This is a genomic window from Facklamia languida CCUG 37842 (assembly GCF_000245795.1).
Lineage (GTDB): Bacteria > Bacillota > Bacilli > Lactobacillales > Aerococcaceae > Facklamia > Facklamia languida.
Genome location: NZ_JH601133.1, coordinates 22,267 through 36,752, shown reverse-complemented (window position 1 = coordinate 36,752; position 14,486 = coordinate 22,267). Strand labels below are relative to the sequence as shown.

Below are 14,486 nucleotides of genomic sequence, written 5' to 3'. Positions count from 1 at the left end.
ATATGGAAAAAGTGACGATCGGTGCAGTGATCTACTCACCTCAGGTAAAAGTTGTATGGGACATTATTGCAGATTACTTCCGTCAGGAGGGAATGGAGCTCGACTTGATCTTCTTCAGTAATTATAAAGACCAAGTGGACTATCTCTTAGAAGGCAAGATTGATATTGCCTGGAATTCACCCCTTGCTTATGTGATGTCCGACATTCGTTCAAATGGGAAACTGGGTTATTCCTATATGCGGGATACAGACCAAGACCGTCACTCTGTCCTGGTCGTGAAGAAAGACCAAGGCATTCAAGCGGTTGCCGATTTGAAGGGCAAGAAGATTGGCTTCGGAGCTTTTGATTCACCTCAGGCGCGCTTGATTCCGATTCATTTCTTGAAGGACAATGGCCTTGAATTCGACCAAGACTATCAAGAAGAACGCTTTGACATTGGGGTTGGTCTCCATGGGGACCACGTCGGAGGCGAGAAGGATGCCTTTGAGGCTTTGAAGGCTGGCGACCTGGATGCAAGTTGGATGTTAGACTTGAACTGGGAAGCTTGGGTAGCCGATGGTACAATTGATCCCAATGTTTATGAAGTCCTAGCGGAGACCCCAAACTTTGACCACTGTATCTTCACTCTGCGTGAAGGGTTCGACCCAGAAGTCTTGAAAGAATGGGAAAGACTCTTGGACAAGATGGATTACAACAATCCAGACCACAAGGAAATGATGGACTTAGAAGGCTTAAAGAAATGGGTACCTGGCCGGTTAGAAGGCTTCAAACAGCTGCAAGAAGCGGTGGCTTACTTAAACTATAGCGAAGAATAGTAACTTGAGCAGACTGGATCCAGCTTGTGGGTCCAGTTTTTTCTTAGGAGGATGACCATGGAATCGAGATTTTTGACGTCGTTAATTGGCAGCTGGCCCCGGTCAAGGCAGGTCTTAGTTGCCAATAAGAAGTATCGTAATGGGCAATTAGAAGAGGCGGCCTACCGGGACTTGATCAAGAAGGAGACTGAACACCTGGTCCGCATGCAAGAAGCAGCGGGGATCGATTGGATTACCTGCGGGGAATTGACCCGAGACAACTATGTCTCCTTCGTCTCCGATAAGTTAGACGGGGTGACCTGCTTGAGTATGGCGGAGATGCTAGACTATGTGGAAGATAAGGCAGCCTTTGAAGAGATCTTAACCATTCTGGATGTGCCGGCCTTAAGTATTAAGAATGCGATCTGTAATGGCAAGGTCCGCTACCAGAAGGGGATTGCGGTCGATGAGGCTAGACTGCTGAAAGAATTGACCGACCAACCGATTAAGATTACCCTACCAGGGCCCTACCTGATGACACGGTCAATGTGGTTACCGAATCTTTCGGGTCAGTACTACGCCAACAAGGAAGCCCTCGCCCAGGATGTGCTAGCGGTCCTCAAGCAAGAAGTGGACCACTTGTGTGAAATCGGGGTCGACCTGGTTCAATTTGATGAACCGGTCCTAACCGAAGTGGTCTTCTCGCAAGGAAAGACCCGGACCTTTATGTGTGCGGCGCTTTCCGAAAAGAAGGATCCCAGTGAAGAGTTGGCCTTTGCGACAGCCATCTTGAAGGACCTCTTTGCTTATATCAAGGACAAGCCCATTAAGGCCGGCCTCCACATCTGTCGGGGAAATTGGAGCCGGGATGAGAGCATCCTTTTAACCGGGTCCTATACTCCTCTCATCGACTTACTCCACCAAGTGGATGCGGATGTCTATTTCCTAGAATTCTCTACTCCACGAGCGGGTGAAATTGCCTCTCTCTATCAAGATCCAGCGATGAAGGAGAAGATTCTCGGCTTGGGTGTCATGAATCCACGATTGGATGAGACAGAAAGTCTCGATCAGATTCTCAACCAGGTCCATAAGGCCTTAGCCTTCACCAGTCCTGACAAGGTCTGGTTAAATCCTGATTGTGGCTTTGCCACCTTTGCCAACCGGGCGGTGAATTCGGAGGAATTCATTGCCAACAAGTTGGAGACCCTCCACCAAGCCAGCCAAACCCTAAGAGAAGAGTATGATGCATGTTAGAAGAATCAACCTATTACCACTACCAATACCGGGTTATTTCAACGGACTTAAAGGAAATCAAGCATTACGCGGATAAGTTCCAGGTCTCCGTCACGGAAGAGGTCTCCTTTGATATTGACCGCCACCAGGCGACCAGCTTGGATCATTTCCATATTGCTATTTCCTCTTCGATTCTCAAGGCCATCATTGCCTATGACCAAGCCCATTTAAGAGACATTCAAAAGATCGAAGGTGTTTTTCAATTTCAGCTCACCGACCCCTTGTCCTATCTAGGGGTGGTTGGGATGCAAGGGAATCCTAAGATTGACCGAGTTTCGGCCAAGATCTTCTTGGAATGTGATGGCTTGATTGAAGATGCTGAAGCCTATGCCATGGAAGCCTTGGGCGGTTCGGTTGTCTACCAGAGTGTCAACCAGGCGCTTGACTTTGACTTTGTCTTTGAAGCCATCCTCTAGTAGCGGACCGAAGGAAGGCTTAGGAATCATTAACAAGAAATAAAGACCGAATGCTTCATCAGGAATGGGCGGAGTGCCTATATTTTTCCTCGATGGTGCATTTGGTTTTTTAATTTAGCGATTCCATCTTCAAGGAAGACTGTCTGTTTATTATCCCAGGGGACCGGCTTATCTTTTGCATGATTTTTTGGTAAAATAGAGGCTAACGACGATTAGTGGATTAGAAAGAGGAAACCATGAGACTACTATTTATTGGGGATATTGTAGGGGAGGCAGGTCTTCAGGCCTTGCGTCACCACTTGCCAGGCATCAAGCGCCAGTACAAACCGCAAGTCACGATTGCTAATGGGGAGAATGTGACCCAAGGGCGAGGGATTAGCGAAAAGCATTATAAAGACCTGTTACAGCAGGGGATTGATGTGATCACCTTAGGCAACCACGCCTTCGACCAGCGGCAGCTCTTTGACTATATTCACCAGGCCCATTGTCTGGTACGCCCCTTGAACTTACCAGAAGCCACACCTGGCCAGGGTGTGCATTATCTCAAGGTCAATGAGGTCGAATTAGCGGTGGTCAATGTCTTGGGCAATGCCTTCATGACGGCGACTGTCTTGCCATTTCCTAACTTAAAGGACCAGATCCAAGCCATCCGGGACCGGACACCGAATATCTTAATTGACTTTCACGGGGAATCGACCAGTGAGAAGCAGGCCTTTGCTTATTGGTTGGATGGACAGGTGTCGGCTGTGGTCGGTACCCATACGCATGTCCAGACCCACGATGAGCGGATCCTCCCTCAAAAGACGGCCTTTATCAGTGATGTCGGTATGACAGGTGCTTGGGATTCGATTATTGGCTTCCAGGTGGAGACCGTCCTCAAACGCTTCACCAGTCAACTACCGACCCGGTTGGAAGTGGCCAAGACAAAGCCTTTGGTCTTGAATGCGGTGGTCATCGAAGTGGACCAGGCAACGGGTCGGGCTAAACGGATCGACCTGGTGCGTGAGATCGGATAGGAAGGAGAATTAAGATGGCTAAGCGCAGCGATACACCTATGATGCAGCAATATTATCAGATTAAGGATCAATACCCTGATGCCATCCTTTTCTACCGTCTGGGAGACTTCTATGAGATGTTTGAAGAGGATGCCCTGGTGGCTTCCAAGGAATTAGAGATTACCTTAACCTCCCGCAACAAGAAGGCCGACCATCCAGTAGCCATGTGTGGCGTTCCTTATCACTCTGCCACGGACTATATTCGCCGCTTAATTCAAGCGGGCTATAAGGTCGCGATCTGTGAGCAGCTGGAAGACCCCAAGGTTACTAAGGGCATGGTCAAGCGGGATGTGGTCCGGGTGATCACACCAGGAACGGTCCTAGAAGATACAGCCCTGGACCAAAAGAAGAGTAACTACCTGGCTGCCCTCAGTAAGCAGGAGGGGACCTACACTCTCGTTTATACGGATATTTCAACCGGTAAGACCCGGCTAACCCATACAGATGACTGGACCCAATTTGTCAGTGAATTGCAGACCATCCAGGCCAGTGAGTGGCTCTATGACCCTAGTGATTTGAATGGGTTGACCCAGCAAGAATTTGAAGGCCTGCAAGCCAGTCTCACCAGCTACCAGTCTGCATTTAACGCCCAAGCCGACTCTTCTCATCATTTCTTCCGCTTGGAGGATGCCAAACCCCACGAAGCAGGCCTGCTGGATTATTTATCGCAGTATCTATGGGCCACCCAGAAGCAGTCCCTGGATTATTTGCAGGAAGTCGACCGGTATGAATTGAGCCAGTACCTGCAGATGAATCTTTATACCAAGACCCAGCTCGAATTAACCGAATCCTTGCGGACCAAGCGGCGCAAGGGGTCGCTCTTGTGGCTGATCGACCAGACCCAAACCGCAATGGGCGGCCGGCTACTCCACCAGTGGTTGGATAAGCCCCTCTTGCGCAAGGCCCCCTTGCTGGACCGGCACCGTAAGGTCAAGGCTATGATTGACCATTACTTTGACCGGGTCAACCTGGTTGAGACGCTGAAGTCGGTCTATGACTTAGAGCGTCTTGTCACTAAGATCAGTTTGAAGACGGTCAATGCCCGTGAATTGGACCAGTTAAGGGCGACCCTGCGGCAAATTCCGGCCCTCAACCAGTCGCTGAACCGGATGAACCAGGAGGAAGACGGCCTCTTTGAAGGCCTCCCGACTTTTACGGACCTTCTCGACCGAATTGACCAGGTCTTGGTTGAAGAGCCACCAATCAGTGTGGCAGAAGGACGGTTGATTAAGCCAGGCTACCATGAGACCTTAGACCAATACCGGCAAGCGCTGGACCAGGGCCAGACCTGGCTCTTAGACCTCCAGGCTAGAGAGCGCGAGCGCACAGGGTTAAAGACCCTGAAAGTTGGCTATAATAAGGTGTTTGGCTATTATATTGAAGTCAGCCGGATCCAGGCTAAGGACCTAGAGGATGACCGTTATATCCGCAAGCAGACCCTGACCAATAATGAACGGTTTATCACCGAAGAATTAAAAGAGATTGAGACCAAGATTCTGACCGCCCAAGACCAGGCGACCGCCTTGGAATACCAGCTCTTTGTGGACTTGCGCGACCAAGTCAATCAGTATGGTCAGTCCCTCCAGGACTTGGCGCAAAGGGTGGCAGAATTGGATGTCTTGGCCAGCTTTGCGGCCCTAAGTGAGGCCGACCAATTTGTTCAAGCCGAGATTGTGGACCAGGCCAAGGACTGGCACATCGAAGCCTCCCGCCATCCCGTCTTAGAGAAGGTCTTAGGCAGCCAGAAGTTTGTCGCTAATGATGTCGTGATTCAGCCGGACCAGTTTGTTCTCTTACTGACCGGACCTAACATGTCTGGTAAGTCAACCTATATGCGGCAGATTGCCTTCTGCGTGATCTTGAACCAGATTGGGTGTTTTGTTCCCGCCAAATCAGCCAGCTTACCGCTGGTGGACCAGATCTTTACCCGGATTGGAGCTTCGGATGATTTGACCAGTGGCCAATCCACCTTCATGGTAGAGATGGTGGAGACCAATTATGCCCTGCAGCATGCTACTGAGCGTAGCTTAATCCTCTTTGATGAGATCGGGCGGGGGACTGCGACCTTCGATGGCATGGCCTTGGCCGAAGCGATTCTCTACCATCTCTGTCAAAAAGTGCAAGCGGCAACGATCTTTTCCACCCACTACCATGAGTTAGTCGACTTGACCGACCGGTTAGATGCCTTGCGTAATATCCATGTCGGGGCGATTGAAGAATATGGTCAGCTAGTCTTCCTCTATAAGATCCTGCAGGGGCCGGCGGATAAGTCTTATGGCTTACATGTGGCCCGCTTGGCTGGCTTGCCTGATGACTTGATCAACCACAGTCAAGAAGTCCTCAATGAATTGGAGAGTCAGGCGCAGAACTTGAGAAAGCCCAACAACCAGGCGATTCCTCTCTTCAATCTGCCGGCTCAACCTGCTAAGGCTAGCCCTTCCCAGGTGGAGGCAGACCTGGAAGCGGCAGACTTAAACACCATGACCCCCTTAGATGCCTTAAACTTCCTCGCCCAATTAAAGGGTCAACTTAAGTCACAAGACAAGGAGTGATCAGAATGGGACAGATTAAACAGATGTCGACTGAATTGGCGAACCAGATTGCTGCTGGTGAAGTAGTGGAGCGTCCCGCCTCAGTGGTCAAGGAATTAGTTGAGAATGCGATTGATGCCCAGGCAGATACCATTCAAATCGAAGTGGTGGAAGCGGGGATCCAGAAGATCTCTGTGACCGACAATGGCTGGGGCATGGACCGGGAAGACCTGGAGCTGGCCTTCTTGCCTCATGCCACCTCCAAACTCTTTAACCGGCATGACCTCTTTAATATCCATTCCTTAGGCTTTCGTGGGGAAGCCCTGGCTTCGATTGCTTCTGTCGCCAAGGTCCAAATCGATTCCACCCTCAACCGCGACGGCACTGTCAATGAAGTGGGTTATCAGATGAGCCTTCAGGAAGGGCAAGACCCTGTTATCCGGACTTGTCCGCCTCGACCTGGGACCCATATTGAGGTGACCTCGCTCTTTTACAATACACCGGCTCGGTTGAAGCATCTGGCCTCTTTGCGAACGGAGATGCGGCATATTCTGACTGTGGTCCAGGACTTAGCTTTGGCCCATCCCCAGATTGCCTTTCAATTAATGGCCGACCAGAAAGTAGTCTTGAGGACCAGTGGCAAGAAGGCCTTATTAGAGACCATTGCCAACCTCTACCAACCGGCCTTGGCCCGCCAGTTGATCGCGATCTCTGGCCAGAGTCGCAACTTTAACCTGTCCGGCTACCTGTCGCCACCACAAGTTACCCGAACGTCCAGGGCCTGGATCCACTGGATGGTCAATGGGCGATCCATTAAGAGTCCCGTCCTCACCAATGTCTTATTGAAGGCCTATGGCCGGCAGTTAATGGTGGGGCGGTTTCCCATTGCCTTTCTCGTCATTGAAGTGGATCCACGCCTGGTCGATGTCAACGTCCATCCGACCAAGCAGACAGTCCGGATGAGTCTAGAAGAAGAGTTAGCTGATCTGGTGGTGGAGGAGGTGCAGGCCGGACTCTCCCAAGTCAATACCGTCCCTGAAGCGGGGGAAAGTCTGCTGAAAGAAGGCCAACTAGGACCCAGTTTAGAGACCAGTCCGCCAGCTGGGGCCAGTCCTACTTGGACCCGGTACCGACCCCAGCGGGGGGCTTCCTTGAGTCAACCTGGACCTGGTTCCCTCTTTGAGCAAGAAGGTCCGCATCCCACCACACAAGATGGTATGATTAGAGAAGCAACCCAACCCCTTCAGCAGTCAGACCCGGTTCCAAAGGCGAAGCCGGTCGGGATTGACTTTAGGAGCTTGCGCTATGTGGGCCAAATTCATGGGACCTACCTGGTGGCAGAAAGTCCGGAGGGTTTCTACCTCATTGACCAACATGCTGCCCAGGAGCGCCTGCGGTACGAACGCTTGATGGCTGAGGACACCCTCGTCACCCAACAGCAGACCCTCTTGGTGCCCCTGGTTTTTGAATTCGATGCTCGGATGGTTCAATTATTGGAAGACCACCAGGATCGGTTAGAGGCCTTGGGGATTGACTTACAAGCCTTTGGGCCCCGAACTTACCAGCTCAATGCTTATCCCATTTGGTTAGAAGTCGATGAGTTGGACCATTTGATTCCTGACTTGATTGAACGGATGGACCGCGAGCCAAACTTGACGATCAACCAGCTGCGTGAAGCTTCGATTGTTATGCAGTCTTGCAGGGGAGCCATCAAAGCCAACCAGGCCCTGAGCCGTGAAGAAGCGACGACTTTGATTGAAGCCATGCAGACCCTGGAAGACCCCTACCACTGTCCCCATGGACGACCTGTTTTTGTTGCCTTTAACCAGGAAACGATTGAGAAATTATTTAAGCGAATCATGGATAGTCACCAAGGAGGAAATTATTATGAGTAAGAAAGATTACCAAGAACAAATCAAGGCCTTAGATCCAGAACAATACCGCATCACCCAAGAAGCAGGAACGGAATGTGCTTTTACAGGGGAATATGATAACTTCTATGAAAAGGGCCTTTATGTCGATGTGGTCAGTGGGGAACCCCTCTTCTCAAGTAGCCACAAGTATGATGCCGGTTGCGGTTGGCCAGCCTTTACCCGACCCATTGCGGCAGATACCTTGACGGAGCATGACGACCATTCCTTAATGCGCAAGCGGATTGAAGTGCGGTCTAAGGACAGTGAATCCCATCTGGGTCACGTCTTCCCCGATGGCCCACAAGATCAAGGCGGCTTACGCTATTGTATTAATTCCAAGGCCTTGCGCTTTATTCCTTATGAGGAGATGGAGGCTGAAGGTTACGGTCAATACAAGGATTTGGTGGAATAAATGTATGACTATCTAAGAGGCCAACTCAGCCAGATTCACCCTAATTATCTGGTCGTCGAAGTGCAAGGGATTGGCTATCAGATTTGGACAGCCAATCCTTTTCGCTGGCAGGACCAGATTAAGACGGAGGTGACGATCTACCTTGAATTAGTGGTGCGGGAGGATTCCTTCAAACTCTATGGCTTTATTAATGACCAGGAGAAGGACCTCTTTAACCGGTTGAATAAGGTCTCAGGAATTGGACCCAAGTCCGCCTTGGCGATTCTAGCCCATGAAGACCCTCAAGGCTTGATCCAAGCCGTTGAGTCGGGCGATGCCAAGTACTTGATGAAGTTCCCGGGGGTCGGTAAGAAGACGGCTCAACAGATGATTCTCGACTTGCAAGGCAAATTAGCCATCGATGTCGAGGAGGCCCAACCAGTTCAACCAGCCAACCAACCGATCCTGGAAGAGATTAAGCAAGCCTTACTGGGTCTTGGCTATTCGCAACGGGAAGTAGACCGGATTCTGCCAACCATTCAAGAAGCCAAGCCAGTTAAGACCCAAGAAGGGTTGAGTCTGGCCTTCAAGCTCTTAAGAAAGTAAAAAAACAAGAAAAAGGAAGGTGATTACATGGAAAAGGACCGATTGGTAGACGGTGACTATCAAGCAGAAGATGAGCTGGGGGGGCTGTCCCTAAGACCCCACTACCTGCAGGAGTACATTGGCCAGGACAAGATCAAGCAAGAACTGACCATTTACATCCAAGCGGCCCGTAAGCGGCAAGAAGCCCTCGACCATGTCCTCCTCTATGGACCACCTGGACTGGGTAAGACGACCATGGCCTTGGTGATTGCTAATGAATTGGGTGTCAAGATTCAGACCACCTCCGGTCCAGCCATTGAGCGGCCCGGTGACCTCCTAGTCCTCCTCAATGAATTAGATGCGGGCGATATCCTCTTTATCGATGAGATTCACCGCCTGCCGCGGGTGGTGGAAGAAGTCCTTTATTCCGCCATGGAAGACTATTATGTCGATATTATGATCGGTCAAGGCCCGTCTGCGCAGCCCATCCACTTCGAATTGCCTCCCTTTACCTTAATTGGGGCGACCACCCGAGCGGGGATGTTGACCCAGCCCTTGCGGGACCGGTTCGGGATTATGGCCCATATGCTCTACTATCAAGACCAGGACCTCTATGAGATAATTAAGCGGTCTGCCCAAGTCTTTGGCGTGACCATCGAAGACCAAGCCGCCTTAGAGATTGCCCGGCGCAGCCGGGGGACCCCGCGGGTGGCCAACCGGATCTTGCGCAGGGTGCGCGACTTTGCCCAGTTCCAAGACCAGGCAGAAATCGGCCATGACCATGCCAACCAGGCGCTAGCCGTATTGGAAATTGATGGCTATGGCCTGGATGCCCTCGACCGGCGGTTATTAACCAGCATGATTGAATTCTACCAAGGCGGGCCGGTCGGGATTGGCACGATCGCGGTGAATATTGGGGAAGATGTGGTGACTATTGAGGATATGTACGAACCCTACCTCTTACAAAAGGGCTTCATTCAAAGGACTCCCAGAGGGCGGGTTGCCACAGACTTAGCTTACCGCCACCTCGGTTATCCGCCTGTTGACTCAGATAAATAAGAGAAAGAAGAATAATATGACCTTATCAACCAAAGATTTTGACTATGAATTACCCGAAGACTTAATTGCCCAGACCCCCCTCAAGGACCGGTCGTCTTCCCGGCTCTTGGTCCTGGACCGCCAGGCGCACACGCAAGAAGATACCGACTTCAAGCACATCCTAGACTACCTTCAACCAGGGGATGCCCTGGTCGTGAATGAGACCCGGGTCATTCCCGCCCGCCTCTTTGGCGTCAAAGAAGATACGGGTGGCCATATTGAAGTGCTCCTATTAAAGAATATTGAAGGCAACCAATGGGAATGCCTGGTCAAGCCCGGCAAAAGGGCCCGGGTCGGTACTCGGTTGACCTTCGGCCAGGGCGGGCCGCTCAAGGGAGAGATCATCGCTTCCATGGACCATGGTGGTCGGATTATTGAATTCTCCTACGAGGGCGTCTTTCTAGAAGTCCTGGAATCGCTCGGTGAAATGCCCTTGCCGCCTTATATCAAGGAGCGCTTGGATGACCCCGACCGGTATCAGACCGTTTATGCCAAGGAGAATGGTTCAGCGGCTGCTCCGACGGCAGGTCTGCATTTTACCCCTGAATTATTGGACCAAGCCCGGGCCAAGGGGATCCAGGTGATTCCTATTCTCCTTCATGTCGGTTTAGGGACCTTTCGACCCGTCTCGGTCGACCAAGTCGAAGACCACCAGATGCACGCGGAATTCTACCAAGTTAGTCAAGATGCCGCTGACCAGATTCAAGCGGTGAAGCAGGGGGGCGGCAAGATAGTAGCTGTTGGAACGACAACGGTTCGAACCTTGGAGACCGTCGCCCAGCAACATGACGGTCAGATCGTGGCGGCTTCCGGCTGGACAGACATCTTTATTACGCCAGGCTTTGAATTTAAGCTGGTGGACCATTTGATTACCAACTTCCACCTACCCCAATCGACCCTGGTGATGCTGGTCTCAGCCTTCTATGACCGGCAAGCGATTCTAGCGGCTTATCAACATGCTGTTCAAGCCAAATACCGGTTCTTCTCCTTCGGGGATGCGATGTTAATCTTATAAGGAAGGGGTGGGGCGCATGCTCTTCAATACTCAAAGCGCCTATTCATTCTTACAATCGACCCTGGACCCTAAGCGCTATGTCGCCAAAGGGAAAGCCCTCGGCTATACCAGCCTTGGCTTAGCCGATCAGGGCGTCCTCCATGCCAGCTTGACCTTCTACCAGGCTTGTCGGCAGGCAGGGATCAAGCCCTTAATTGGCATGATGACCCCGCTACCGGGCAAGGTCCAAGTCGACCAAGTCTATCCTTATCTCCTTTATGCCCTGGATGACCAGGGCTATTTGGCTTTGATTCAAGTCTCCAAGGCCGTCAATGCCAGCCAAGCGTCTGATTTGGCCTGGCAGATCATCCAAACCTATCGCGACCATCTTGTCTTGATCAGTCCTGGCCGCCAGGGTGAGATCGAGCAAGCCCTCCTTCATGATGACCAAGACAAGGCGGTTGCAATCTTGAACCAACTCAAAGCAGCGGGACTGACCGACCACTTCTATCTGGGCATGTCCATCTATCCCTTTAATAAGCTAGAGGCCCAAGGGCTGATTGACTTTGCCCAGGCGATGGACCTGCGCCTGGTAGCCAACCAGGCTATTGAGGCCCTGGAAGCTGAGGACGGGCCTGCCTTGAAGGTCTTACAGGCCCTGCATGCCAACGAAACGCTGGATGGTTCGGTGTTTGACTACCGGACTTCTCACTATCTCTATGGCTATCAAGAATGGCGGGCCATGTACACCAAGCAAGGGTTGGGCTATGTCCTAGAGAATACGGAGGCCCTGGTCGATCAAATGGACGTGACTATTCCCTTGAACCAATCGCTTTTGCCACATTTTGAGCCGCCAGCGGGGCAAAAAGCGGCCGACTATCTCCGCCAGCTCTGCTTACAAGGCTTAGACCGGATCAAGCAAGGTGACAATCCTTCCTACCAGGACCGGCTGGACCATGAGCTGTCGACCATTGAAGCCATGGGCTTTGTCGATTATTTCTTAATTGTCTGGGAGATGCTGGCTTACTGCCACCGGCAGGGGATTCGCACGGGTCCGGGCCGGGGGTCAGCGGCTGGTTCCCTAGTGGCCTACCTTTTACAGATTACCCGGGTGGACCCCATCCAATATGACTTGTTGTTCGAGCGCTTTCTCAACCCTGAACGTTATAATATGCCCGATATTGACATCGATATTCCCGACAATAAAAGAGATCAAGTCCTGCATTATCTGGAAAACCGATATGGCCATGACCAGGTGGCCCAATTGATTACTTTTGGGAGCTTTGGGGCTAAACAAGCCCTGAGGGACAGCCTCCGGGTCCTGGGTTATGATCGACAGACCCAATCAGTTTGGTCCAAGGCCATTCCGCAAGAGTTGGCCATTAGTCTGGACCAAGCCTATGCTAATTCCAGCGACTTAAGAGCCTTGGTGGCAGCCTCCAGTGACCAGGCTGCTGTCTTTGACCTGGCCAAACGACTTGAAGGCTTACCACGTCACACTTCGACCCATGCGTCAGGGGTGGTCATTGGCGACCAGCCCTTGTCGACTTGGATCCCCATTCTTGACCGTCCAGGCCAATTGCAGATCACGCAATACGCCATGGAGGAAGTTGAAGCGGTCGGTCTTTTGAAGATGGACTTCTTAGGCTTAAGAAACCTCCAATTGTTGGACGAGGTCTTGCACCTGATTCAAGTCAACCAGCAACAAGATCTGGATCCGCAAGCCTTTGACCAAGCCGACCCTAAGACCTTGAGCCTTTTCCAGCAGGGTGAGACTCTGGGGGTCTTTCAATTTGAATCCCAGGGCATCCGCCAGGTGTTGCGCCAAGTCCATCCGGATTCTTTTGAGGAGATTGTGGCGGTCAACGCCCTCTACCGTCCAGGTCCCATGCAGCAGATCCGCCACTTCATTGCCCGTAAGCATGGCAAGGAAGGTGTGGATACCCTCCACCCCAGACTGGCAGAGATCCTGCAGCCAACCTACGGGATTATTGTCTACCAAGAACAAGTCATGCAGATCTGTCAGGTCATGGCCAACTTCTCCTTGGGGCAAGCTGACCTCCTAAGAAGGGCCATGGGCAAGAAGCAAGTCGCGATCATGGACAAGGCCAAAGACCAATTTATCCAAGGCGCTTTGGCTAACGGTTTTAGCCAAGAAATGGCCGACAAGGTCTACCACTACATCTACCAATTTGCCAATTATGGCTTCAACAAGGCCCATGCCGTGGTCTATTCGACCCTGGCCTACCAACTCGCCTATTTGAAGGCCCACTATCCCTTAGAATTCTCTACCGCTCTGGTCAACCAGGGGCGGTCGCAACAACAGAGCCAGGGAGATTACCTGCGTCTGGCTCAAGACCAGGTCGGCCCCTTTTTAAGGGTGGATATCAACCGGTCGCTATTGGAGTTTGCCATCGAAGGTGGGCAGATTCGGATTGGCTTGATGGCCGTCAAGGGCATGCGCCAGGACTTTGCCAAGGCGGTCTTGAATGAACGCAACCTGGCTGGCCCCTTTATTGATTTTCAAGACCTCTTGCGGCGGTTGCCGGACAAGTATTTGAAGGAAGACCTGATCCAGGCCCTGATCGATGCAGGGGCCCTGGACGGCTTTACCTATAACCGGGCCACCCTGACCGCCAATCTCACCAACCTCTTGCAGTACCGCAAAATTTCTGGCAACCAGATTGCCTTACTAGCCGAAATTGAGCCCAAGATTGCCGCTCAGAAAGACTGGCCCCTGGCTGAGAAGATTAAGCGAGAAATCAAGGCACTAGGGCCAGGACTAGCCACCCACCCCCTTGATAGCTACCAGGGGCTGATTAGGTCCAGCCAGTCGGGTTTGATGACCAGTCAAGACTTCTTCCAGCAGGGCTTAAACCGACGGGCCGTCCTCCTCTTATTGGTTGAAGAGGTACGGGTCATTGAGACTAAGCGGGGAGACTTGATGGCCTTTGTGACCGGGTCTGATAGTCAAGGTCAAGTCAAGCTGGTGGTCTTTCCGGAAGCCTTCACCCGTTACCAGTCCTTCTTGAAGGAGGGGCAGGTCATTCAGGTGACTGGCCGGGTAGACAAGGACCGCCAGCAAGCCAAGCAACTCATCGTTCAAACCATCCAACCACCGCCAGCTCTCACAGCGGCCAGCGAGACGACCGACCAGCCTACTTATCAGAAGGTCTTTATTCGGTTGGATCCAGCTCGGTCTCAGCCACCGCTCGACCAACTCAAGGAGATCGCTCTGGCATATAGTGGCCCCTTAGCCATTATTCTGGTCGACTCGAACCAGAACACCTGGCAATTGGATGCCCCCTACCAGATCTCATCCGCCTACCGGGCCCAACAAGCCCTCTATCAGCTCTTCGGTAAGGACAATGTGATTTTTCGCTAAGCGGTTAACCATCAGTCAGAAAAGAACACCC

Annotated in this window: 11 protein-coding genes; all 11 read left to right on the top strand. The window is 51.8% G+C overall.

What is annotated here, in order from left to right:
* Positions 1-2: 2 nt before the first annotated feature.
* The 11 genes from HMPREF9708_RS00135 to HMPREF9708_RS00085 all read left to right on the top strand — a co-directional run bounded on the left by HMPREF9708_RS00135 (position 3) and on the right by HMPREF9708_RS00085 (position 14,455).
* Positions 3-815 (top strand): phosphate/phosphite/phosphonate ABC transporter substrate-binding protein, encoded by an 813-nt coding sequence (locus HMPREF9708_RS00135; RefSeq protein ID WP_006307864.1) that lies wholly within the window; start codon positions 3-5, stop codon positions 813-815.
* Between the two features lie 57 nt (positions 816-872).
* The gene (locus HMPREF9708_RS00130; RefSeq protein ID WP_006307863.1) at positions 873-2,048 is read left to right on the top strand and encodes a cobalamin-independent methionine synthase II family protein; all 1,176 of its coding nucleotides are present in this window, start codon (positions 873-875) and stop codon (positions 2,046-2,048) included.
* Positions 2,042-2,503, top strand: a complete 462-nt coding sequence (locus HMPREF9708_RS00125; RefSeq protein WP_006307862.1) for a hypothetical protein — start codon at positions 2,042-2,044, stop codon at positions 2,501-2,503. Before HMPREF9708_RS00130 ends, HMPREF9708_RS00125 begins: the two co-directional genes overlap by 7 nt.
* 236 nt (positions 2,504-2,739) lie before the next feature.
* Positions 2,740-3,519: a TIGR00282 family metallophosphoesterase gene (locus HMPREF9708_RS00120; protein ID WP_006307861.1), complete on the top strand. Its 780-nt coding sequence runs from the start codon at positions 2,740-2,742 to the stop codon at positions 3,517-3,519.
* A gap of 14 nt (positions 3,520-3,533) precedes the next feature.
* A complete protein-coding gene (gene mutS / locus HMPREF9708_RS00115) occupies positions 3,534-6,110 on the top strand; it encodes a DNA mismatch repair protein MutS (protein WP_006307860.1) in 2,577 nt (858 codons plus the stop codon).
* A gap of 5 nt (positions 6,111-6,115) precedes the next feature.
* Complete coding sequence (gene mutL, locus HMPREF9708_RS00110) at positions 6,116-7,984, top strand: DNA mismatch repair endonuclease MutL (RefSeq protein ID WP_006307859.1); 1,869 nt, start codon at positions 6,116-6,118, stop codon at positions 7,982-7,984.
* Positions 7,977-8,414, top strand: a complete 438-nt coding sequence (gene msrB / locus HMPREF9708_RS00105) for a peptide-methionine (R)-S-oxide reductase MsrB (RefSeq protein WP_006307858.1) — start codon at positions 7,977-7,979, stop codon at positions 8,412-8,414. Before mutL ends, msrB begins: the two co-directional genes overlap by 8 nt.
* The gene (gene ruvA, locus HMPREF9708_RS00100; RefSeq protein ID WP_006307857.1) at positions 8,415-8,999 is read left to right on the top strand and encodes a Holliday junction branch migration protein RuvA; all 585 of its coding nucleotides are present in this window, start codon (positions 8,415-8,417) and stop codon (positions 8,997-8,999) included.
* A gap of 27 nt (positions 9,000-9,026) precedes the next feature.
* Positions 9,027-10,037: a Holliday junction branch migration DNA helicase RuvB gene (gene ruvB, locus HMPREF9708_RS00095; RefSeq protein WP_006307856.1), complete on the top strand. Its 1,011-nt coding sequence runs from the start codon at positions 9,027-9,029 to the stop codon at positions 10,035-10,037.
* A gap of 16 nt (positions 10,038-10,053) precedes the next feature.
* Complete coding sequence (gene queA, locus HMPREF9708_RS00090; RefSeq protein WP_006307855.1) at positions 10,054-11,091, top strand: tRNA preQ1(34) S-adenosylmethionine ribosyltransferase-isomerase QueA; 1,038 nt, start codon at positions 10,054-10,056, stop codon at positions 11,089-11,091.
* A gap of 16 nt (positions 11,092-11,107) precedes the next feature.
* Positions 11,108-14,455 (top strand): DNA polymerase III subunit alpha, encoded by a 3,348-nt coding sequence (locus HMPREF9708_RS00085; RefSeq protein ID WP_006307854.1) that lies wholly within the window; start codon positions 11,108-11,110, stop codon positions 14,453-14,455.
* The last annotated feature ends 31 nt before the right edge of the window (positions 14,456-14,486 follow it).